Origin of the sequence: Corallococcus macrosporus (genome assembly GCF_017302985.1) — a bacterium.
GTDB lineage: Bacteria > Myxococcota > Myxococcia > Myxococcales > Myxococcaceae > Corallococcus > Corallococcus macrosporus_A.
Map to the genome: position 1 here is coordinate 183,587 of NZ_JAFIMU010000017.1, position 22,830 is coordinate 206,416.

Below are 22,830 nucleotides of genomic sequence, written 5' to 3' on the forward strand. Positions count from 1 at the left end.
GTCGGGCACTTCAGCGGCGACGGCTCAGTGCGTCGCCTCGGTGGGGGTGACGGGGTAGTTCCCCGTGGCGTGCGCGCGCGTGTGCGCCGCGAAGAGGAAGCGCCGGACGGCGGCGCGGGTGAGGAGCCCGCACGGGGCCAGCCCCAGCACGGGCGTCACCGGCAGCGCGTCCACGTCCTCCTGGTCCATCACCTGGAGCGCGTGCGCCAGGTCCGAGTCCGGCGCCAGCGCGGGCAGCTTGCGCGCCAGGTCGCTGGCCACGAGCAGCGGGTACATGGACTCGTCCCGCCACACCTCGCGCAGCTGCTCCACATGCACCGTGCCGTAGAGGTTGCCCTGCGTGTCCAGCACCGGCAGCGTGCCGGCCTCGGACGTGAGCAGCTGGTCCGTCAGCGCGCGCAGCGGCGTGCCCGCGGGCACCGCCGGCACCTCCGTCATCAGGGCCCGCACGTGCGTGGCCACGAGCAGGTCCTCGTCGCTCTGCACCTTGGGCGCCGTGCGCTCCGTGAGGAAGTGGCACACCGCGGACGCGATGGTGCACGTCACCATCAGCGGCAGGATGATCTCATGGCTGCCGCTCAGCTCGTACAGCATCATCATGCCGGTGAGCGGGCCGCGCGTGAGCGCCGCCACCGCGCCGCCCATGCCCACGATGGCGTACGCGCCGCTGGGCCCGGTGGCATGCGGGAAGAAGTAGTGCACCAGCGTGCCGAACGCGCCGCCCGCCATGGCGCCAATCAGCGCCGCCGGGAAGAACGTGCCGCCCGAACCGCCCGAGCCGATGGTGAGCGCCGTGGCCACCAGCTTCAGCACGCACGCCGTCAGCAGGAAGAAGAAGGGCAGCTGCCCCGCCGCCGCCAGGTTGATGTAGTCGTTTCCGCTGCCCCACACCGTGGGGCTCAGGAACACGAGCACGCCCGTGCACAGGCCGCCCAGCGCGGCGCGCACCGGCAGCGGCTTCCGGCCCAGCCACGGGGACAGCTTCCCGCCCATGCCGCCGTGGAAGAAGTGCTCCACGCCGTGCAGCAGCTTCACGAACGCGAACGCCAGCAGCCCGCACCCGATGCCCAGCCCCGCGTAGGCGAACACCTCCGTGCCGCTGACCAGCTCGTAGTTCACCCGGTTGAGCAGGGGCGCTTCGTCCAGCACGCCCCGGCTCACCAGCGTGCCCGCCACGCTCGCCAGGATGATGGGGGAGAACACGCGCAGCTCGAACTCGCGCAGGATGATCTCCATCGCGAACACCGCGCCCGCGATGGGGGCGTTGAAGGACGCGGAGATGCCCGCGCCCGCGCCGCACGCCAGCAGGATGGACAGCTCCTTGCGGCTGAAGCCCAGCACCCGCCCCACGCTGGACGCGAACGCCGCGCCTCCATAGACGATGGGCCCCTCGCGGCCCGCGGAACCGCCGCTGCCAATGGTGATGGCGGACGCGATGAGCTTGAGCAACCCCCGGTCCGCCGGCACCACGTTGGCGCCGCTCTTCACCGCGCGCACCACCTCCGGAAGGCCGTGCCCGTGCGTCTCCGGCCGGTCGCGCAAGAGCCGCCCCACGGCGAGCCCGCCCACCGTGGGCGCGATCAGGATGAGCCACCAGGGCAGGTGCGGCAGCACCGCCGGCAGGTTGTGCGCATGGCCGAACACGGCGTTCACGGCCGCCAGCCCCACGAGCGGGTAGTAGAGCGACAGCGCGCCCAGCGTCAGCAGCGCGAGCAGCCGCAGGCGGCGCTTCACCTCGTCGCGAGGGCCGCCGGGTTCAATCACCCGCGCCAGCAGCAGCGCGCCCAGCGCCAGCGGCACGCCCACCAGCGCGTATTCCAGGTGCCAGCGCGCGGAGGAGAGCGACTCCATCAACGTGCGCAGCCGCTGCGGCTTGAGCGCCGCCGCCAGCTCCGCGGCGCTGAACGTGATGCCGCTCATCACGCCAATGAGGTTGGAGAAGATGCCCGCGGCCAGGCCGCTGTAGAGCCCCACCACCGCGCCCGCGATGGGCAGCACCGACGGCGTCGGCAGCCGGATGCGGTTGGACGCGCCCAGCAGGAAGTAGATGAGGCGTGAAAGGTTCTGACGCGCCCAGAGCGTGAGCGCGGCCACCCGCTGCGACTGAGCAGGCGGAGGTTCGTCGGAGGTGTTCATTTGGTGCACCTACTAAACGGAGGTGGCCCCTGGGTTTCAAGCCTCTTGATGGAGGTGTGCACCCGCCGCCGTCCGCCTGCACTCCACTCCACACATCACCCGAGCGGTGCCCGGCTCCCCGCCCCCCGAGCGTGCTACGACGCCCTCCATTTCCACCCCATGAAGGAGGCATCGCACATGCTCAAGCAGGGAGACGTGGCGCCGGAGTTCACCGTGCAGGACTCGACGGGGAAGACGCACCGGCTGTCGGACTACCGGGGCAAGAACGTGGTGCTCTGGTTCTACCCGAAGGCGGACACCCCCGGATGCACCGCGGAGGGCTGCTCCTTCCGCGACCACAAGACCCAGTACGAGGCCAAGGGCACCGTCATCCTGGGCATCAGCTTCGACACACCGGCGGAGAACCAGGCGTTCTCCCAGAAGTTCGGCTTCAACTTCCCGCTCCTGTGCGACGTGGACCGCAAGGTGGGGCTGGCCTACGGGGCCGCGGATGACGCCTCGGCCGCCAACGCGCGCCGGGTGGGCGTCGTCATCGGCCCGGACGGCCGCATCAAGGAATGGCACGCCAAGGTGGACGCGCGCGCCTTCCCCCAGGAAGCGCTGTCGCGCCTCCAGTAGGGCTCCGGAACTTCAGCGCCCGGCCCTCACGGCGCGAACGAGCGGGACGGCAGGCGCGAGCGGATGAACACCGCCACGCCCGCCAGCACGATCCACGGCAGCAGGTGGCCCAGCATCAGGTGGGCCGCGGTGCCGTCCGGGCAGTGCATGTGCAGCACCAGCATGCCCACGCCCACGGAGGACAGGCCCGCCGCCAGCGCGCGCACCGGCTGGAAGGCGGAGCGGCACAGGAGCACGAGCGCCAGCGCCACCGGCACCACCGACAGCGCCACCTCCGCGCCCATGCACCCCAGGGTGCCCGCGAGGAAGGGCCGCACCTGGACGCCGGAGCGCCCGGTGAGCTGCGCCAGCGCCACGACGAGCGCGCCCACCGCCACCAGCGTGAAGGGCCAGGTGCGCTGCCTCGGCGCCAGGGCCACCATCGCGCCGCCGCCCACGCCCACGACGATGAGCAGCGCCACCAGCGCCACCACCCACGGCGACGCGGCGTTGAGCATCAGCCCGTGCCGGCCCACCACGAGCAGGCCCACCACGCCCACGCCCAGGTAGGTGCCGAGCAGCACGGCCACCTCCTTCCACCACGGCGTGGGCACGGGCTGCGCGGCCAGCTCCGTGAGGGACTGGCGCCGCGTCTGTTCGAGCTTCGCCTCGTCGATGGGGACGGGGGGCGGCGCCGCGGCGGGGGGCGCCAGGACCTGGAAGCCGTCCAGGAGGGCGCGGCAGTCCGCGCAGCCGGCCGCGTGCGACGCCAGCTCCGGGGGCAACGGGCCGTCCAGGCAGTCCAGGACGCGTTCGCACTCGGGCGTCATCGCGAGGTCTCCTGCTGAAGGGGGGCGAGCAGCTCGCGCAGGCGCGCGTAGCCCCGGTGGGCGCGCACCTTCACCGCGCTCTCCGTGAGGCCCAGGGCCTCGGCGATTTCGGCGAAGCCCATGCCCTCGAAGCGGTGCATGAGGATGGGCAGCCGCTGGCCTTCGGGAAGCTGCGCCAGGGCGCGTTGCACCGCGCGCTCCAGGCCCGCGTCGCGCGGCTCCGGGGTGTCCGCCACGGCGGTGAGGGGCAGCTCGCCCTCCGGGGTGAGGTCCTCCGGGCGGCGGTGGCGGCGCGCATGGTCGCGCGCGGCGTTGGTGGCGATGGCGTACAGCCAGGGACGGACGCGGGCGCCCGCCTGATAGCGGCCGCGCGCGCGCACCAGGGACAGGAAGGTGAGCTGGGCCAGGTCCTCGGCGGTGGCGGCGCTGCCCGTCAGCCGCGCCAGGTAGCCCTGGACGGGGCGCGCATAGCGCTGGAAGAGCGCGTCGAACGCCTGCGCCTCTCCCTGGCAGAACCGCTCCATCAACACCTCGTCCGAGTCGCCGGAAGCTCCTCCGGGAGCTCCTGGGGATGCCGGCATGTCCCCGGTACGCACGGGCGCGGCGGACGGTTTCAAGGGAGGGGACGAAGGGCTCACGGGACGGGCGGGAACTCTAAGCCCCCCCAGCGCTTCACGGCAGAAATCGCCTCTCCCTCCGTGGCCCCCCGGCTCGGGGGCTCAGAGCGAGGCGGCCGGCCGCAGCCGCGCCAGCCACTCCTCGAAGGCGGGGTGTCCGTGCAGGTGCGCCAGGTCCTCGTCGGAGGCCGCATACGCCGCGTCCTGGAAGCCCAGCTCTCCGGCCCGCTGGAGCAGCCGCACCGCGTCCGCCACGTTGCCCGCGCGAGCGAAGGCACACGCCGCGTCGTACGCGATGCCCGCGTCCGGCACGTGCTTCAGCGCGGCCTCGCTCACCGCCGCCGCCTCCGAATAGGCGCCCCGGATGAACAGCGCCCGCTCCGCGCACCGGAACGCGGCCGCCGGGTCCACGCCGGGCAGCCGCAGCGCCTCGTTCACCTGGCCCAGGCGGATGAGCGCGCCCGCGTACTCGTGCATCACGGTGCGGTCCTGCGACTCGCCCCACGCCTGCTTCCAGTAGCCCACCGCCCGCGCGTCATCCCCCACCAGGGAGAAGGCCGCCGCCACCGCATGCATCTCCACCGGCTGGCCCTGTACCTGGGAGAAGTGGTCCAGCGCGGGCCGCCCGTGGCCCTGCTTCAGCGCCACCCAGCCCAGCAGATAGTGCGCGCGGCTGGTGAGCCCCGCGGACAGGCCCTCCTGCTCCAGCAACTGGTTGCCCAGCCGCCACGCGTCGTCCAGCCGGTCCTCGCGCAGGGCCTGCTGCGCCTCGCGCAGGGACTGGGCCTTGGGGCCCTCCTCCTCCTTCGCCTCGCTGCGCGCGCGCATCATGTCCGCCAACACGCGGAACGACTGGTAGCCGAACATGGCGAAGAGGACGCCCATGAACAGGGCCCCGGTCTTGATGGCCAGCAGCACCACGCCCACGCACAGGCCCAGCGCCAGCACGTGCGACACGATGAAGCCCCGCCGCCCGAACATCCGCGTCGCCAGCGCCGTGCTGATGTGCCCGCCATCCAGGGGCGGCACCGGCAGCAGGTTCAGCACCGCCCACACCATGTTGGCGAAGAAGAAGTTGCGCAGGAAGAAGTCCGCCATCTCCCAGCGGCCCTCCACCTGCAGCAGCACCGCCCAGCACAGGACGCCCAGCGTGAGCCCCGCTAGCGGGCCCGCGAAGCTGCTCACCACGTCCTTGTGCCAGGGCAGGGGCCGGTCCGTGTTGGGCCGGGTCACGCCGCCCATGAAGACCAGGTCCACGCTCGGCTGGTAGCCGAAGAAGCGGAAGGCCACCGCGTGCCCCAGCTCATGGATGAGCACGGACACGAACACGATGAACATCCACGACAGCACGTAGGCCGCCACCGCGCCCATGTGCCCGGGCGACGAGGGGTCGGCCAGCTGGTCCCCCAGCCACCCGGCCCCCGAGTGCCGCCCCGGGGAGGGCAGGGACTGGTAGGCGAGCACCGCGGAGAACAGCAGGTGACTCGTGTGGACGTGGACGGGGACGCTCCCGAGCCTGAAACGGAACATGGGTGGGGACCTTAATCGTTGGCCCCCACTCGCGCAGGGCCGTTCTCATGGCCCGCGCGCTTCTGTTCCCCGCCGGGTATAGGGTGTCTTTCCGCATGCTGAAGCTGGGTCCCTACACGCTCCCCAACCCCTACATCCTCGCGCCCATGGCGGGCGTGAGCGAGCGCCCCTTCCGCGTCATCGCCTTCCGGCTGGGCGCGGCCCTCTGCCCCACGGAGCTGGTCAGCGCCCAGGGGCTGATGCGCCAGAACCAGCGCACCCTCAAGTACCTGCGCTACGACGCGGCGGTGGAGAAGCCCTACTCGCTCCAGATTTTCGGCGGCGAACCGGAGGCCATGGCCCAGGCGGCGCAGGTGGGCAAGGCCGCGGGCGCGCAGCTCATCGACATCAACATGGGCTGCCCGGTGAAGAAGGTGGTGCGCAACGGCGCAGGCAGTGGCCTGTTGTGCGACGTGCCCCGCGCCGCGGCCATCGTCCGCGCCATCCGCGAGGCCACCGGCCTGCCCGTCACCTGCAAAATCCGCTCGGGCTGGGACGCGCGCACGCTCAACTACCTCCAGGTGGCGGAGGCCCTCCAGGAGGCGGGGTGCGCGGGGCTCGCCCTCCACCCGCGCACGCGCGAGCAGGGCTACTCCGGCCAGGCGAACTGGGCCCACATCGCGGACCTGAAGCGCCACTTCCCGGAGCTGCCCATCCTGGGCAACGGGGACGTGAAGACGGTGGCGGACGCGCACCGCATGCTGGACAGCACCGGCTGCGACTTCGTGATGATTGGCCGGGGCGCCCTGGGCAACCCGTGGCTCTTCCGCGAGCTCGTGGGCGGCCCGCCCGCCACGCCGGAGGAGCGCTGCGAGCTGGTGCTGGAGCACGCCCGGGCCCACGCGGAGTTCGTCGGGGACGCGCTGGGGGCGGTGCGCTCCTTCCGCCGGCACCTGGCCTGGTACGCCCACGGCCTCAAGGGCGCGGCGCACTTCCGCTCGGAGGTGAACGGGCTGGACTCGCCGGAGGCGGTGGAGGACAGCGTGCGCCGCTTCTTCGCGGGCGCGGACACGGACCCCACCGCTCCCCTGGAGGAGCCCGAAGTGGACTACCGCGCCGCGCTGGGCTGAGCGCTGCCAGGGCTCGGAGCCGGCGGCACCAGCACGCGCCCGGTGGCCACGGCGCGGAAGTAGTCGCAGGCCGGGGTGGGGCGGCGCTCCAGCGTGTCGAAGTCGACGTGGTAGAGGCCGAAGCGCGGGCCCCAGCCCTCCAGCCACTCGAAGTTGTCCAGCAGGCTCCAATAGAGGTAGCCCTGCACGTCCACGCCGGCCTCGCGCGCGGCCAGCACCTGGCGCAGGTGCGTGTGGAGGTACTCCGGCCGCACCGACCCCTGCCGGTCGTCGATGCCGTTCTCCGTCACCCACACCGGCTTGCCGTAGCGCTTCACCTCCTGGAGCAACTGGAGGAAGCCCTCGGGCCGCTTCTCCCACCCGATGTCGGTGAGCCCGCGCCCGTCCGGGTCGCGGTACTTGAAGTCGATGAAGGGCGGCCGCGGCATGAAGCGCAGGTGCGCGCGCGTGTAGTAGTTGACCCCCACGAACTCCACCGAGTCGCGCGCCCCCTCGATGCGCACGTCCGTGGACGCCACGCCCGGCATGAACACGCGCAGGTGGCCGGACGACAGCGCCTCGTGGAACGCGTGGTTGTAGGCGGGGGCCGCCAGCCGCACCAGCGAGCGGTCCAGGGGATGCCACCAGCGGTCCGGCGCGAACGCGAGCATGTTCTGGGAGATGCCCAGCTCCACGCGGCCCAGTCGCTGACCCAGCTCCTCGCGCGCGATGACGTGCGCGCGGACCATGTTCCCGAGCGCGGCCATCGTCTTCGCCCCGTCCGTGATGCCCGGCGGCATCAGGCCCTGGAGGTAGCCGCCCAACAAGAGGACCATCGGTTCGTTGAAGGAGATGACGAGCGCGTCCAGCCCCTCCAACAGGGGCGCGCACTGGCGCACGTACTGGCGGAAGGCCTCCAGGCTCTCCGGAAGGTGCCAGGGCGTGGACGCGTGGAACCACGTGGGGTGGGTGAAGTGATGGAGCGTCACCACCGGCCGCAGGCCCTGCGCGCGCAACTGGAGCAGCCGCTCGCGGTAGCCCTCCAGCGCCGCGCCATCGAAGCGGCCGCGCTCGGGCTCGATGCGCGCCCACTCCAGCGACAGCCGGAACGCCGTGGCCCCCACCGCCTTCGCCAGGGCGTAGTCCTCCGCGTAGCGGTTCCAGTGGTCCACCGCGCGGCCGCAGCGCGCGTGGGGCTCCTTCAACTTCCCCTGCCGCTCCCACTGGGCCCAGTCGTTCTCGATGCCGCCCTCCACCTGGTACGCGGACGTGGCGACGCCGAAGGTGAAGGACGCGGGGAAGGTCAGCGCGGGGGAATTCATGCGGGCGGGCACCGTAGGTCGCCGCCTCCAGGACGGGAAGCGACGCGATGCGCGCGCGCCAGATGCACGCCAGCGGACATCCATGCCTGTAGCGCGGACCCACGAAATGCGTCCGGAGCCGGAAATTCGGCCCCGCACGCGACGCGCAGGACCCCCGAAATGACCGCCACGAACGGTTCGAAGCGCCCGGAGGCCAAAAATCGGCCTCGCCGCGCACTGCAATACATCACCATGCGTTGACACACTGGCATGTCGCCCGTACCATTCATTTCAAGCACTCACGTTCAGTCCAAAGTGGGTGCAGGGCTCGCGTCCTCGCGGGCCTCAACACTGAACGGAGGATTCCGATGGCCGCGAAGAAGAAGACCGCGAAGAAGGCCGCGTCGAAGAAGACCGCGTCGAAGAAGACCGCCCGCAAGGCCCCTGCCGCGAAGCGTGGCACGGCCAAGAAGGCCCCGGCCAAGAAGGCCGCTGCCAAGAAGTCCGCGCGCAAGACGACCCGCAAGAGCGCCAGCAAGGCCGCTGCGGCTCCGGCGACCCCGGAAGCCTGAAGTACGGCGTCATGACGGACGTCGGTTGACGTCCGGTGAACGGCTCGGCGAAACCCGCCGGGCCGTTTTTCTTTTGCGGGCCAGGGGTTACCTCTGCGTGTCCGCCCGGGAGGGGCCATGTCGCTGCGTCCGGTGGAGTTCGGTGAGGTGGTGGCGGAGGCCGCGGCCCGGCTGGTGGGCGCGGTGGCCCAGAAGGCGTGGTGCCCGCTGCCCCGCCTGGCCTACCTGGAGCTGCGCGTCCCCGGCAGATCGGTGGTCCTCTGCCTGTGCGCCGAAGGCGAGCTGTCGCGCCTGTCCGTCGCCGAAGACCGCTTCCCCACGCCGGGCGAACCCGCCCCCTTCCAGCGCTGGCTGCGCCAGGAGCTCACCGGCTTCAAGCTCGCCGCCGCGCGCTACCTGGAGGAGAGCCGCACCGTCGTCCTGGAGTTCGAGCGCGAAGCCGTGCGCCGCCGGCTGGTGCTGGAGGTCGGCGCGCCCGGAGGCCTGCTCCTGCTCAGCGACAACCAGCGCGTCCTGATGCTCTCCGGTGAGGGCTTCGGTCAGCGCCGCAACCTCTATCCCGGAGCGCAGTGGTCGCCGCCGGAGCCCGTGTCACCGGAGGCTTTGGCGAAGGGAAGGGCGCAGCCCTCGCGCCTGGAGCCGAAGGAAGAGGACGCGCTTCCGAAGCTGCAGGCCGCCGAGCGGGTGCTCGGGCAGAAGGACCGCACCAGCCGCGCGGACAGCATCCGCCGCCGGCTCGCGCAGCCGTACCGGGCGCGGCTGAAGCGCTCCTCGCGCACGCTGGAGAAGGTGCGCGCGGAGGCCCAGCGCGGCCCGGAGGCGGAGAAGCACCGCGAGGTGGGCGAGCTGCTCGCGCAGAACCTGCACCGGCTCAAGCGCGGCGCGTCGCAGGTGACGCTCACCGCCTATACGGAGGCCGGCGTGGAGGAGGTCCAGGTGAAGCTGGACCCGAAGCGCACCCCGAAGGAGGAGGCGGACTGGCACTTCCACCAGTACCGGCGCCTGTTGCGCGGCGTGGAGCAGGCCCGCCACCGCGAGGCGGAGCTGGCGCGCGAGGTCGCCCACGCACAGACGGCGCTCACGCAGATTGAGGCCATGGATGACGCCGCGCTGATGGCGCAGGCCGAAGTGCTCCAGGTGTCCCAGGGCGAGGAGGGCCCGAAGGGGGGCCTCCCCTTCAAGGAGTACGTGGGCCACGGCGGCGCGCGCATCTGGGTGGGACGCGGCTCGGAGGACAACGACCAGCTCACCTTCAAGGTCGCGCGTCCCTGGCACCTGTGGCTGCACGCGCGCGGGCTGCCGGGCAGCCACGTGGTGGTGCCGCTGGAGAAGAACGGGGAGGTGTCCCAGGAGGTGCTGCTGGACGCGGCGCACCTGGCGCTGCACCACTCGGGGGCGAAGGGCGAGCCGCGCGGCGAGGTGAGCTACCTGCCGGTGAAGTTCGTGCGCAAGCTGAAGGGCGCGGCCCCCGGGCAGGTGACGTACGCCCGGGAGAAGACCTTCGTGGTGCGCATGGAGCCGGAGCGGCTGGAGCGGCTGCTCAAGTCGCGCCATGGCGACCCGGGACTGCCCTGAAGGACAGGGCTTGTGGGACGGATTCAACCCAGGGTGTCACGCTCGGCGTGTGGGCCAGGTCGACAGGCGGACGGGCATCCAGCCCCTGGCCTTGAGGTTCGGGAAGTGCCGGGTACGATGCCCCCCGCGTGACGCCCGAAGCCTTCCGCCAGATGTCCCTGTTCCCGCGTGGCTCGTCCGCGGAACGCGCCGCCGCTTCCGCGGAGCGCGTGCCGGATGGACCCGCGCCCCTGCCTCCGCGCAACCGTGTCGCGGAGGAAGCCCCGCGCGTCCTCACCGCGTCGCGCGAGGAGCTGTGGACGCGCGCGGAGTCGCTCGCGTGGCGCCTGAGCGCGAACCTGGGCATGCCGGTGCGCCTGGCCGTGACGGACAACCGCTCCACCATGGTGTCCTTCCGCCGCGGCTCGCAGGTGCTCCAGCTTCGGCTGCACCACATGTTCCTGGACGCGCCCGAAGGCATCGTGCGCGCGGTGGCGGACTACGCGGGCCGGGGACACCGCGCCGCCGGTGCCCTGCTGGACGAGTACATCCGGGGTCAGCAGCCGCTCATCCGCCAGCTGCGGCGTGAGTCCGACGCGGAGCTCAATCCGCTCGGCCGCTGCTTCGACCTGCGGGCGCTCTACAACGGCGTCAACGAGCTCTACTTCGGCAACGCCATCCAGGCCCGCATCGGCTGGGGCCGCATGCCCCCGCGCCGCCGCCGCAAGTCCATCCGCCTGGGCGTCTACGACCACCAGACGCGCGAGATCCGCATCCACCCCGCGCTGGACAAGCCGGACGTGCCCGCCTTCTTCGTGGAGTTCATCGTCTTCCACGAGATGCTCCACCAGCTCTTCCCCAGCAGCAATCGCACCGGGCGCCGCGTGCACCACCCGCGCGCCTTCCGCGAGCGCGAGCGCACGTACCCGCACTACGCCGCCGCGCTGCGTTGGGAGCGCGAGAACCTGGGCACGCTGCTGCGCGGCTGAGCGCACGCCGAGCAGCCTGGACATTTACTGGTTTACCTGCTCGGTCGCGCTCCGTGACTCCTTGACCGAAACGCGCCGGGGCCGGATGTTCGGCCTCATATGCGACGAGCAAAGATTGTCTGCACCCTTGGCCCTGCCAGTCAGACCCCGGAGATGTTGGAAGCGCTGCTGGAGGCCGGCATGGACGTGGCCCGGCTCAACTTCTCCCATGGCAGCCACGAGCAGCATCAGGCGAACATCGACATGCTGCGCGCGGCCTCGCTGAAGGTGCGCAAGGCGGTGGGCATCCTGGGCGACCTGCAGGGTCCCAAGATCCGCACCGGCCGCTTCATCACCGGCAGCACGGAGCTGAAGCACGGCGCCACCTTCCACATCACCACGGATGAGACGGTGAAGGGCACGGACGAAATCGTGTCCACCACGTACCCGCACCTGGCGGCGGACGTGAACCCGGGCGACCGCATCCTCCTGGACGACGGCCTCCTGGAGCTGCGCGTCGTGGAGACGGACAAGAAGCAGCTCATCAAGACGGAAGTCGTCCACGGCGGCACGCTGAAGAACAACAAGGGCATCAACCTGCCCGGCGTGGCGGTGCGCGCGGACGCGCTGACGCCCAAGGACCGCGAGGACCTCATCTTCGGCCTCAAGGCGGGCGTGGACTACATCGCGCTGTCCTTCGTACGCCAGCCCTCGGACCTGGACTCCGCGCGCCAGGCCATGGCCGAGGTGGGCCGCACGGTGCCCATCATCTCCAAGCTGGAGAAGCCGGAGGCCATCGCGCGCCTGGACGCCATCCTCGACAAGACGGACGGCGTGATGGTGGCCCGCGGCGACCTGGGCGTGGAGATTCCCCCCGAAGAGGTGCCGGCCGTCCAGAAGGACATCATCCGGCGCTCCAACCTGCGCGGCCTGCCCGTCATCGTGGCCACGCAGATGCTCAACTCGATGATCGACAACCCGCGCCCCACGCGCGCGGAGGCCAGCGACGTGGCCAACGCCGTCTACGACGGCGCGGACGCGCTGATGCTCTCGGGTGAGACGGCCAGCGGCAAGTTCCCCACGGACTCCGTGCAGATGATGGAGCGCATCATCCTGGCGGCCGAGTCCTCCGCCCGCGCGCAGCACCAGCAGCGCGTGATTGAGGCCCCGCTGGGCCTGCCCCTGCACTTCCCGGACGTCATCGCGCGCGTGGCGTGCGAGGCGGCCAAGGCCAGCGGCGCCACGCTCATCGCGGCCTTCACGCTGTCGGGCGTGACGGCGCGGCTGCTCGCGCACTACCGCCCCACGGTGCCCATCGTCGCGTTCAGCCCGAACCAGGAGGTGCGCCGCCGCCTGTCGCTGCTCTGGGGCGTGGTGCCGCGCGTGCTGGAGCCCATCCAGGAGACGGAGACCATGCTCCGCCGCGTGGAGGAGGAGCTGGTGTCGCGCGGGCTCGCGCGCAGGGGCGACCGCATCGTGGTGGTGTTCGGCGCGCCGGTGGGTCAGCCGGGCAAGATCAACAGCCTCCGGCTGCACACCATCAGCGCCTGAGGTCGCGTGCTACGCCGGGCCCTTCTTGAGGGCCCGGCGGGGCACTTCCGCCTCCACGAAGATGGTGAAGAGGTCCTTGTCGAGCTGTCCGGACCCCGCCTCCTTCTTGAGGATGTCCAGCGCGAGCGTGTGCGGCACGGCCTTCTTGTAGGGCCGGTCGCTCGCGGTGAGCGCGTCGTAGATGTCGCAGATGGACATCATCCGGGACTGCACCGGGATCTCCGGCACGGCGCGAGGGTAGCCCGTGCCGTCCAGCTTCTCGTGGTGCGCGTACGCAATCTCAGGCACTCGGCGCAGCGCGCGCGTCCACGGAATCTGCGACAGGAAGCGGTACGTGTGCTCGACGTGGCTCTCGATTTCCCGGCGCTCCTCCATGGAGAGCGTGCCGCGGGTGATGGAGAGGGATTGGATTTCATGGGGCAACAGCAGCGGCTGCCCATGGTCGTGCGCGTCGGTGTACGTGAGCTTGCCCAGCTCCAGCAGCCGCTCGAAGTTGCCCTGCGCCAGCACCGTCGGCTTGTTGCAGGTGAGCAGGAAGCCCATCACCTCATCCAGCTGCGCCAGCTCCTGGGCCAGGCGCGCGTCCTCCTCCTGATGGATGGAGGGCAGGGCGGCCAGACCGCGAGCCTCCACGGCGGACAGCCGGCGCCGGGAGCTCTGCAGCTGCAGGTCCTTGCGAGCCAGTTGGAAGCGGGCGCGCAGCGTGTCCAGCTCATGCGGGTAGAGCTTCTCCGCCTTGACGAGCACGTTCTCGCGCACGCCCACCTTGCCGAAGTCGTGCAGGAGCGACGCGTACCGCAGCTCCTGCAGCTCCACGGCGGTGAAGCGCGTCTGGGCATAGGGGCCGGTGGTGTGGTGCTCCAGCGCCCGGGCCAGGGACACGGTGAGGTCCGCCACGCGGCCGGAGTGACCCGCGGTGGTGGGATCTCTCGCCTCGATGGCGACGACGGACGCGGAGACGAAGCCCTCGAAGAGGCGGTTGATTTCCTCGTGGAGGAGGGCGTTCTCGATGGCGCCGGCGGCCTGGGCGCCCAGGGCGAGCAGCAGCTCCTCGTCCTCCGCGTCGAACACGCGCCCGCCGCGCTTGTTGAGGGCCTGGATGACGCCCGTCACGTCGCCATTCGCGTCGCGCATGGGGACGCAGAGGATGGTGTGGGTGCGGTAGCCGCTGGAGACGTCGAAGCTGCTGTTGAAGCGGGGGTCGGCGTAGGCGTCGGGGATGTTGATGACGGCGCCGGTGTGGGCGACCTGGCCGGCGATGCCGCTGCCCATGGGGAGGCGGATTTCATTCTTGGAGCCCTGGGCCACCTTGCTCCACAGCTCCTCGCGCTCGCGGTCCAGGATGAAGAGCGAGCAGCGGTCCGACTCCACGACCTTGGTGGCCTCATAGAGGATGAGGGGCAAGAGCAGGTCGAGGTCCCGCTCCGCGCTCATCGCCTTGGCGACATCCAGGATGGACGTCAGCTTCGCGAGCCGGCGGGACAGGTTGGGGGAGGCGGGCACGGACTGGGGAAGCACCGGGGCGGGCTCCGTGGGATGCGGCGGATGGCCGCGGATGCGGCAGGTTGTAGCACGCGCGGTGTCTCGGCCGCCTGGGCCCCCCACCTGCTGGGTCCACCTCTGTCCGCCAGGTCTCTCTCCGGTCGGGCAGAGGTACCGTGGCCCGCGAGAAGCGGTTATGAAGCGCCGCCATGACCCGCCCCGTCCGCATCTCCCCGTCGCTGCTCTCCTGTGATTTCAGCCGCCTGGGCGAGGAGGTCCGCGCCATCGAGGCCGCGGGCGCCGACTGGATTCACGTGGATGTCATGGATGGCAGGTTCGTCCCCAACCTCACGTTGGGGCCGCCCATCGTGGAGGCCATCAAGCGGGTGGCGACGAAGCCGCTGGACGTGCACCTGATGATCGTGGAGCCGGAGAAGTACGTGGACGCGTTCGTGAAGGCGGGCGCGGACGTGCTGACGGTGCACCAGGAGGCGAGCCCGCACCTGCACCGCACGCTGCAGGCCATCCGTCACGCGGGGGCGAAGCCGGCGGTGGTGCTGAACCCGAGCACGCCGCTGGTGACGCTGGAGGAGGTGCTGGGGGACGTGGACATGGTGCTCTTGATGAGCGTGAACCCGGGGTTCGGGGGACAGTCGTTCATCGAGTCCACGGTGGACAAGGTCCGCCGCCTGCGCGCGATGTTGGACGCGCGGGGGCTGGACGTGGACATCGAGGTGGACGGCGGCATCAACGCGCAGACGGCGAAGCGCGTGGTGGATGCGGGGGCGACGGTGCTGGTGGCGGGCAGCTACGTGTTTGGCGCGAAGGACCGCGCGGCGGCCATCCGTTCGCTGCGTCCGTCGTGAGTCAGGCGGCTTCGGGCGAAGCGGGCGGGCGCACGGCGGCGGCGGCCATGCGGGCGATGCGGGCCATGAAGGTGGGGTCGCACGGCTTCACTTCGTAGTCGTCGGCGCCCAGCTCGAAGCACACGTGGCGGGTGAACTGGTCCTCCACGCCGCTGAGCATGATGACCTTGGACTCGCGGGTGACGGGGTCCTTCTTCAGCTGCGCGAGCAGGTCCCGGCCGTCCTGGTTCTGGTTGATGTCCAGGATGATGACCGCGGGCCGGTGCTTGCGGGCCAGCTCCAGCACATGTTCGGAGGTGGTGTCGGACACGCACACGAGGCCGGAGCGCTTGGCCTCCCGCGCGAGTGCGGACACGACAAGGGGCTCATCATCCGAGATGAGGACAGTGGGAGCAGTCATGGTCCTCTGTGGGGGGACAGGGGCGGATCAACGTGCAACACCTTGGAACTACAGGAAGGCCCGGATGTTGTGAAGAGGGTGAACATTGTCCCGTCCTGAAGGGTAGGTAGGACAACAGTCGAGTGAGCGGGAGGGGGAGGGAGGGGTGGGGAAGGGGGGCGCGAAAGTGGTCGTTGACTGAAAGAAGCGGCTCGGATAGATCCGCCCACGCTTCGCCGGGCCCGAGGGCAGTTCCTGGCGCAGCACCGGATATCGGGGAGTGGCTCAGCCTGGTAGAGCACTTGGTTCGGGACCAAGGGGTCGCAGGTTCAAATCCTGTCTCCCCGACCAAACGATGAAGCGGGCTGGAGGCCGAAAGGTCTCCAGCCCGTTTTCATTTCCGGGCTCCAGCATCCGGATCGCCGCCGGGCTTGAGTGCATGTAGCGCTGGGGGGGAGTCGAGATGGCCCAGCATGCTCGCCTCCGCGACGACCGCTCGAATCTGGGCCTTCCGTCAGATGGCCCAGATCGTTCTGCGCATTCTCGCAGCGAGACCGCTCTGCCTGCACATGGCGGCCTCGCTGCAAAGGTCACATGCCGAAGTCAGCCTTGAATGCCTCGATGGCCTCTGTAATCGAGGCATGTGGCTCTGAACGGTCTTCTGGCGCGACCTCACACATCAACTCGAGGAACTGGCGCTCATGTTGCTCCACGCTGGACACACCCTCCGGGACGCGCACCCTGTCAGCACTTTGGACCACGAATCCGCCCGCAGGGAGCACTTCCAGACAACGATAGACGATCAGCTCGTGCTCTGAGTGTCGCTCGAAGACATCGTGGCGCTTGTAGAAACGCATTTTCGAATTCATTTCGGTATCCATCGGCCATTCTGGATGCGGGACTGGGTGTTGGCCCGGGTATTCCTGAACTGGGTCACGATCTGCCCCTGTCCGTTGGTTACAACCACCCGGTCTCCTGAAACATGAATGGTGTTGCCCGTTTCGGAGTCCGTGAACTGTCGGCCCTGGCCCACGACACGATTGGCATCACCCACCTGCCGATGATCATCCCCCGAGCGAGCCTGCTCTGCACGCTCCTCACCGTGTTGAGTTCTCGCTGGAGCACCAGCCTCCGGCTCCTGTGCCGTGGGAGCGCCCTCCTTCTTGCCCTCATTCAGGACCGCCGGGGCGTCCTGGACATTCGGCGCATGTGCGTCCGTTGGCAAGAGCACCCCAGCCACTCCAGCCATCACCGGAGAAACCACGGCAACCGCTCTCGCGCCGAGCCATGCGACTCCGTCCGAGACTGCGGCGCCCACTGCCGCGGCCCCGGCAAGGAACTGCTGCCACAGCTCCGGGTTGGAAGCTTGCGCAGCCTGCAACCCTTCCGGATCAGCCAGATTTACCGGATTGTTGTTTGCGTATGCATAGGGGCTGACGCCGCGCCCGGCCAACGCCTCGCTCAGCAAGGACTGAGGGCTGAAGGCCAGCGGATCCGGCCCCAGATACCGCCCGATGCTCGGGTCGTAGTACCGGTTCCAGTTCTCGAAGAGGCCCGTTTCGGCGTCATGGTACTGGCCCGGCAGACGCAAAGGCAGCCATACAGGCGTGGCCCCCGTCTGGAAACGCCGGTACTCGAGGCCCTCGAGGCTTGCGCCCCACTCCGTAGGCTCCCCCAGGGTAGTGGTAGGCTCCTTGAAATAGACCCGCACCGTGCTGGCGGCATTGACCCAGGGCGTTGCCACGGAGCGACCGCTCAGGTCCGGGATGCTCGTCCCCATGCTAGTGGCTGGAGTCAGCCGCGCCCCCGCGCCGTCGGTCAGGAAGGCTTCGCTCCCTGCCTTCCCCATGAGGTAGGTGAAGCGACCACGCACCTGCACTTTGATTCCACTGCGCAGCGCAGGCAGGGCCGTGCTGGTTTCAAGAAGCAGGCGCTGTGCCCCCCTTTCCGTCGAGGGATGGGGGCTGTCGGCTGGATGGCTGACGCGATTCACGTGGCCGAAAGGGTCATAATCCGCCACGCCCGTCACCAACCCCGCCCCGTCCAACATCAGCACGGGCTTGCCCAGTACGTCGGTCACGGGAAAGTAGACGCCACACGCAGGCTCAACGTCATCGCTGAATCGCTCGCACGTCCCCGTGAAGTCGGGCACGCGTCCACCCGTGCTGCTGACGCGCGTCTTGAAAAAGGCCACCGGGCGGCTGCCCAGCCAGATGTACTCGTCACGGACGGAGTCCGGCTGGGTGGACGTGAGGCTTGAGATGCTCCAGTCCTCGAGCAGAGCGGTCTTGTCGTAGAAGTACTCCTCGCGAGCGCCCGTCGAGTAGAGCTTGAGGCGGCGGCGTCCTTGCGCGTCGTAGAAGTACTCCCAGGTGTCGCCGCCAAAGACAAAGTTTTCGGCCACGCTCTTGTACACGGTGCCCAAGGCTGCATGTTCGGCATCGAGCCCCGTGCCAAACGTCAAGCCTGTCAGCACGTCCCCGCCTGCGCCCCCACTATTCAGCGTCTTCTCCGAAAGACGTCCGTCGTCGTCGTACCCATAGTGCTCGGTCGGCGCCGTGAGGGCAGTGGATTGCTGGCAGCTGGCATCGCCCGCGGTGCACTGACTGACGCTGCGGGTACGCGGCAACTCCCCTCGCATGCCGTACTGCTCTGGCGCGTAGCCCAACTGGAAGACGAAGTCTCCTCGACGCTCGCTGAGACGGTTGCCCAGGGCGTCATAGGTGTAGGTACGCAAGTCATGAGGCCGGTTGGTGACCGTGCCGGTAACGTGGCGCAACTGGCCGCGGGTGTCATAGCCCGCTTCGCCTTGCGCCCCTTCATACTTCACCGTCTCGGGGGCGACGTTCGCCGTCTCCAGCACGCACGTGTCCTCGCGCACCACCTGATCCGCCTTCCACGTATAGACGCGCTTGTAGATGTCCCCATGGTGGATGACATTGCGCGCCGCCTCGGTGGAGACGGTGATGGCCTTCAGCCGGCCGGTGAGGTCATTTCCTGAGACAATGTTCGTATCGTTGCACTGCGACAGGGGCACGGTGGCCGGAGCAGTCCTCAGGTAGTCCACATAGCGCCAGGGCGTGGTGCCCATGCCCGTGGAGAGGTGCGTATTCACGGCGTATGACTTGATGCCTCCGTATGGCTCCCACTGTATGTCCTTGATGAGCGTCATCATGGTGGCCCACCGTGAGCCATCCCACGTCGCGGCCCGCACCTCGGCCACCCGATGCGACAAGCCTGTATCGTTGCCGTAATAGAGATAGGTGAGTGGACGGCCTCCGGGCAACACCTCGTTGATCATCCGCCCTGCCTGGTCGAAGTAGAACCAGCGGTTGGGCGTATTGGAGGTATTGCCACGGCTACAGGCCTGCGTCCGAGCCGGCTGCCCGGAGGCACGCACGCGCCAGTGCGCTCTCGGGTTGCCGTGGACATCATAGTGGTACCAGGTGTCTCCAAAAGAGTCCGTCAACACCTGGGCACGGCCTTTGACATTGGGGGTGCCATCCGGGTTGCCAGCCCCTCCCGGACACATGCTGGGCGGAGTCACCTGGCCGTCGTAGCCATAGGCGTAGAGCGTCACGCGATTGGGAGTCTGGGGGTTCGCCCAGTTCTTGCTCGCCGCCTGGGCTGTGAGCACGCGGCGCATGGCGTCATAGTTGTATTCGACCCAAGCAGGAGCATTCGAATGCGCCATGGTGGGTGTCTGCTTGACGGTGAGGTTACCCGCCGCGTCGTAGGCGTAGTGGTACTCGCCTGCCCAACCTGACAATGCGCGCGCCCAGGGCGCCACCACCTGGACGAGGTTGCCGAAGTCATCGTGCACGTAGCGCACGCTCGTTTCCACGTTGGGGGCGCAGGCCTGATTGGGCCCCGCGCGGCCAACGCCGGCAAGGTTGCCGCGACCGTCGTACGACAGGCAGGTCGTGGCTGTCTGACTGCCCTGAGTGTCCAGCGGCTCCATCAGCCGGGAGAGGCGGTTGAGCCGGTCATACTCAAATGCCTTGCACAGCGGCGAGGCCGGCAGTGCGTTGGCCTGGGTAGACTGCGGGCCAAAGCCTCCACAGAGCGGCTCGAGGGGCGAGGACGAGGGCTGGTAGGGCAGGCCCAGGCCCACGCGGTTGCCCTCCATGTCGAAGAGGGACACCTGGTGGTACCGGGAATCGGAGGAAGGTTCAGGCAGGGCGCTCCCAGTGGCCTCGTAGGTGGTGCGGCCCAGCGGGTCCCCCTCGAAATAGCGCTTGCGGCGCGGCACACCGGAACTGTCAAGGACCTCTTCGCCCACCAACTGGCCATTGGCGGCGTACTTGTAGTCGGTGCGCTCTGTGTAGTCCCAGGCCGAAGGGAAGCGAGCGGTAGCCGTCCATTGCAGCTTGTCCGTCAACACACCACCGCTGCAGCCTACGCCGGGAGCCGTATTCTTGCGGAAGCACTGCACCTCGTAGCGCCCGTCTGGGTAATGCACCCAGTTGCCCGTGCCCTCGCCATTGTCGTAGCCGTACGTCGTCACGGCCACCAGCGGATTGCCGTCAGCCACCCGGGACTCCACCAGCTTGTCGCCGGAGTAGACGTACTTCGTCTTCACTCCGTTTTCGTTGCGCCACTGCGTCAGCCGGCCCTGCACGTCGTAGTCGTCATAGCGCGTCTCCACATACGGCTTCGGCTCCACGGCCACGTCCGGCATGTTGCAGGTACCGTCGCCCGCCGTGCGGCTGAAGACGCGGCGCACCGCAAGCCGGCCCGCCAGTCGGGGGGCCGCCGTCGCGGGATGGTACTCATACTGGGTGAGGGGGACCGACGGCTGGCCAGGCGCACACGCAGTTGCATCGAGGCCCGTCACCAGGCAGGGGCCCGACACCTCCACCACGCGCCCCCACGCTTCGCCCTCGTTTGCATTGATGAGGGTCCCCGCATCGGCGTCGGCGATGCCGCAGCTGTACCGTGTGCGGTAGAAGGTGCCGACGTGACGCAGCGCGGGCGCCCAGCTATTGCTCGCGGCGTTGAACTGGAGGGTGTACCCCATCTGCACCACGCCCGTGAGGCGCCCCGTCGGCACGTCGTAGTGGCGGCGGATGCGGTAGGTAGAGCCATTGGTTGTCTCCAATACCGAGTAGCCATACTCATCCTTCACCTTCTGCTGGAAGTGCCCCACGTAGGCATAATTGAAATAGGTTGTCTGAAGCGCATCGCTGCCGTCATCCAGCGAGGCTCCCTCGTGGGCGACATGCACTTCCACGTGCGGCATCGCCACGGGGTACCACTCCGTGGAGGAGGGGACGCCCGCGTCGAGGGGGGCCAGGTTGGACTCGAGCACCAGCTTGTTGCCGCGCGTGTCGACCTGCTTCGCCGGTGCATAGGCGTAAAGAGAAGAATACTTGGGGCAAAACACGCCTTCGCCGCAGGGGTTGTATGCCTCGACCGCCCAGCTGCATTTGCGTGGCAGAGCTGGTAGGGCCTCGAAGGTGCCGCCATCGAACACCACCGTTGAGACGAGCGGGCCATTGGGATTCGTGTTGGACGTACCCAGATGCGAGCCCTGCTGGACGCCAGCCACCAGTGCGCCGGAGCCGTTGCCCAGCAGCACCGATTCGGCTTGCTGGTACTGCCATTGGTCTCCCCTGCAGACAATCGTCTGCCCGGCACTGTTCACCCCATTCTTCGTGAAATTGCCGGGGGAGCAGTAGGGAACGAAGCCACCGTCTTGAGGGATGCCGTTATTGTCCGCCCAGAGGTCGACCTTCGTGTCACCCACCTGCGTTCGCGTCACGTACGAGCCGTCCGAGGCGTCCACCACCAGCTCGCGCTCGAGCAGGCCATTGCGCAGGACGCGGAAGGTGCGAAGGGGCTGCAGGGAGGGGCCGCCATCCTTCGGGAGGACCGCCTCGGTGTACTCGTAGTGCAGCCGCGTCTCGATGCTTGCCGCTGGCCCCGAACCAGGGGACACCACGACGTCGCTCAGCAACCCGCCCAGCGTCTGCGTCGTCGTCCCGACATCCTCCTCGAAGAGTCCCTGTGAATAGCCATAGCTGGCCACTTCACGCGCAGGAGTCGAGTCGCCCTCGGGCGCCAAGAGCAGGATTTTCGAAAGGACGCATTCCTTGGGGGGAATGTACTTTCCGTCCGTTCCTCCGTCCGCGAAGGTATTCACCATCTGCTTCCTGTCGCGCAGGTAGACAGCGTGGTACTGCAACAGCAGCGTACCCGCCCCCGCGACATCGACATGGGTGACGTAGTTTTCGAGTGGATTTCGTACTGTGGTCTTGTCACTCAAGCAGACGGGGCCGTAATGGATTGTCGCCAGGCGCCGCTGACAGGGAGTGTTCGGGCCGACCGTGAGACACGCGTCCCCTGGGGGAGTAATCCCATCCTCCGCGTAGAGTTGCTCAGGCGCCAGGATGTAGCTGAGGCGGAAATTCACCCATCCCGGCTCCTGCGGTTCGATGCCGAATGGCGTGTCATACACGTACCGCGCCGCGGGCGTGTAGAGCACGAAAGCACCGCCATAGGCCGTCCCGTTGGCCAGGAGCACCAGCTTCACACCCGGGTCCGAGAGGTTGCGTGCGTAGCATTGAGACAGGTGATTGCCGTGGATGTCGTCGAGGCTGCATGCCGGAAAGGAGTAGAGACGCCCATCCGGTGCATGCACTGTCCATGTCACGTCGTATTCTTTGTCTTTTCCCGCGCAGACCCTGGGTTCGTCCAGGCAGGGCCTTTCCTTTGCCTTGTATTCCACCCAACTTTCGAAGTTGTGCCACCAGCGAAGACCACCGCGGCAGTTGTTCCGGTCCTCGGCGGCCCCGCATTGGCCATTGAAAGTGCCAGCACGGTAAGAGGCCGACGTGTCTGCCCGCATGCTGCCGAAAGGCGTCCAACGCGGGCGCTTGTTGTAGTCAGCCGTGTTGTCGCGCGTGTCCAGCCCGTAGTAACGCACGAAGGACACCGGTCCCAGGGGGCTCTGCACCGTGACGTCCGCCGACTCATAGAGCGAGCGCATGCTGCCGAGGGTGACCTCTCCCTGCGCTCCCGCGGCTCGAGCCCCCCCTAGCTCGGGGAACGGAACGCGGGTGGCCTTGTCGACCGCGGATTGCACCTCTTCGGCTGAAGGCGGCTCGCCGGCGGTTTGCGCAATGGCGACTCCCACCGCGGTGAGAGCCATCGCCACGAAGGCCCACCTGGGAAGACGGAACCGGGGCTTTTGACTGTCTGATTTCATGAAAGTGATATCCCCGGGTCCAAGCCCGAGTGGAGAGACGGAGGAGGAGAAGAAATCCAGGCCCTATCGGCGTTCAGGCCGCAGGAGACAGACGCGAGTCGCCCCGCCCGGCGCCATCGACACGCAGCCCCAGCCCTCCGGGCACTCGG

Annotated in this window: 16 protein-coding genes and 1 tRNA gene; 8 read left to right on the forward strand and 9 right to left on the reverse strand. The window is 68.9% G+C overall.

The genetic code is table 11. The annotated features are described in order from the left end of the window. Positions 1-24 precede the first annotated feature (24 nt). A complete protein-coding gene (locus JYK02_RS37125) occupies positions 25-2,136 on the reverse strand; it encodes a chloride channel protein (RefSeq protein WP_207057688.1) in 2,112 nt (703 codons plus the stop codon). Positions 2,137-2,313: 177 nt separating this feature from the next. On the opposite strand from JYK02_RS37125, the gene JYK02_RS37130 reads away from it, so the two are divergent. Further along, complete coding sequence (locus JYK02_RS37130) at positions 2,314-2,754, forward strand: peroxiredoxin (protein ID WP_207057689.1); 441 nt, start codon at positions 2,314-2,316, stop codon at positions 2,752-2,754. 26 nt (positions 2,755-2,780) lie between these two features. Here JYK02_RS37130 and JYK02_RS37135 read toward each other — a convergent pair whose 3' ends face one another. The 3 genes from JYK02_RS37135 to JYK02_RS37145 all read right to left on the reverse strand — a co-directional run bounded on the left by JYK02_RS37135 (position 2,781) and on the right by JYK02_RS37145 (position 5,710). Next, positions 2,781-3,563, reverse strand: a complete 783-nt coding sequence (locus tag JYK02_RS37135) for an NrsF family protein (RefSeq protein ID WP_207057690.1) — start codon at positions 3,561-3,563, stop codon at positions 2,781-2,783. Beyond that, the gene (locus JYK02_RS37140) at positions 3,560-4,087 is read right to left on the reverse strand and encodes an RNA polymerase sigma factor (RefSeq protein WP_207057691.1); all 528 of its coding nucleotides are present in this window, start codon (positions 4,085-4,087) and stop codon (positions 3,560-3,562) included. The genes JYK02_RS37135 and JYK02_RS37140 overlap by 4 nt, the downstream gene beginning before the upstream one ends. A 195-nt stretch (positions 4,088-4,282) precedes the next feature. Then, positions 4,283-5,710 (reverse strand): site-2 protease family protein, encoded by a 1,428-nt coding sequence (locus tag JYK02_RS37145; RefSeq protein ID WP_207057692.1) that lies wholly within the window; start codon positions 5,708-5,710, stop codon positions 4,283-4,285. 95 nt (positions 5,711-5,805) lie between these two features. On the opposite strand from JYK02_RS37145, the gene dusB reads away from it, so the two are divergent. Next, the gene (gene dusB / locus JYK02_RS37150) at positions 5,806-6,819 is read left to right on the forward strand and encodes a tRNA dihydrouridine synthase DusB (RefSeq protein ID WP_207057693.1); all 1,014 of its coding nucleotides are present in this window, start codon (positions 5,806-5,808) and stop codon (positions 6,817-6,819) included. Here the strand turns inward: dusB and JYK02_RS37155 are convergent. After that, entirely contained in the window at positions 6,798-8,120 is a 1,323-nt protein-coding gene (locus JYK02_RS37155) for a glycoside hydrolase family 1 protein (RefSeq protein WP_207057694.1), read from the reverse strand. The two genes, dusB and JYK02_RS37155, sit on opposite strands and share 22 nt — an antisense overlap. 347 nt (positions 8,121-8,467) lie before the next feature. Here JYK02_RS37155 and JYK02_RS37160 point away from each other — a divergent pair, with 347 nt between their 5' ends. The 4 genes from JYK02_RS37160 to pyk all read left to right on the forward strand — a co-directional run bounded on the left by JYK02_RS37160 (position 8,468) and on the right by pyk (position 12,744). Beyond that, on the forward strand, positions 8,468-8,671 hold the full coding sequence (locus tag JYK02_RS37160; RefSeq protein WP_207057695.1) for a hypothetical protein: 204 nt from the start codon (positions 8,468-8,470) through the stop codon (positions 8,669-8,671). Positions 8,672-8,788: 117 nt separating this feature from the next. After that, the gene (locus tag JYK02_RS37165; RefSeq protein WP_207057696.1) at positions 8,789-10,246 is read left to right on the forward strand and encodes an NFACT RNA binding domain-containing protein; all 1,458 of its coding nucleotides are present in this window, start codon (positions 8,789-8,791) and stop codon (positions 10,244-10,246) included. Positions 10,247-10,398: 152 nt separating this feature from the next. Beyond that, positions 10,399-11,214 carry a hypothetical protein gene (locus JYK02_RS37170; RefSeq protein ID WP_207058327.1) on the forward strand — a complete coding sequence of 272 codons (816 nt, stop codon included), beginning with the start codon at positions 10,399-10,401 and terminating at the stop codon, positions 11,212-11,214. 99 nt (positions 11,215-11,313) lie between these two features. Beyond that, positions 11,314-12,744: a pyruvate kinase gene (gene pyk, locus JYK02_RS37175; protein WP_207057697.1), complete on the forward strand. Its 1,431-nt coding sequence runs from the start codon at positions 11,314-11,316 to the stop codon at positions 12,742-12,744. Between the two features lie 9 nt (positions 12,745-12,753). Here the strand turns inward: pyk and JYK02_RS37180 are convergent, their stop codons facing one another. Beyond that, positions 12,754-14,262, reverse strand: coding sequence for an HD domain-containing phosphohydrolase (locus tag JYK02_RS37180; protein ID WP_207057698.1), 1,509 nt, complete (start codon positions 14,260-14,262; stop codon positions 12,754-12,756). A 173-nt stretch (positions 14,263-14,435) separates the two neighbouring features. Between JYK02_RS37180 and rpe the strand changes: the two genes are divergently transcribed. Next, the gene (rpe, locus tag JYK02_RS37185) at positions 14,436-15,092 is read left to right on the forward strand and encodes a ribulose-phosphate 3-epimerase (RefSeq protein WP_207057699.1); all 657 of its coding nucleotides are present in this window, start codon (positions 14,436-14,438) and stop codon (positions 15,090-15,092) included. Between the two features lies 1 nt (position 15,093). Here the strand turns inward: rpe and JYK02_RS37190 are convergent, their stop codons facing one another. Further along, on the reverse strand, positions 15,094-15,492 hold the full coding sequence (locus JYK02_RS37190) for a response regulator (RefSeq protein ID WP_207057700.1): 399 nt from the start codon (positions 15,490-15,492) through the stop codon (positions 15,094-15,096). 253 nt (positions 15,493-15,745) lie between these two features. On the opposite strand from JYK02_RS37190, the gene JYK02_RS37195 reads away from it, so the two are divergent. After that, positions 15,746-15,822: transfer RNA gene (locus tag JYK02_RS37195), tRNA-Pro, on the forward strand. 239 nt (positions 15,823-16,061) lie between these two features. Here the strand turns inward: JYK02_RS37195 and JYK02_RS37200 are convergent. Both JYK02_RS37200 and JYK02_RS37205 read right to left on the reverse strand, forming a co-directional pair. Then, complete coding sequence (locus JYK02_RS37200) at positions 16,062-16,352, reverse strand: hypothetical protein (protein WP_207057701.1); 291 nt, start codon at positions 16,350-16,352, stop codon at positions 16,062-16,064. Beyond that, positions 16,337-22,624 (reverse strand): RHS repeat-associated core domain-containing protein, encoded by a 6,288-nt coding sequence (locus tag JYK02_RS37205; protein ID WP_242589655.1) that lies wholly within the window; start codon positions 22,622-22,624, stop codon positions 16,337-16,339. The genes JYK02_RS37200 and JYK02_RS37205 overlap by 16 nt, the downstream gene beginning before the upstream one ends. Positions 22,625-22,830: the final 206 nt, after the last annotated feature.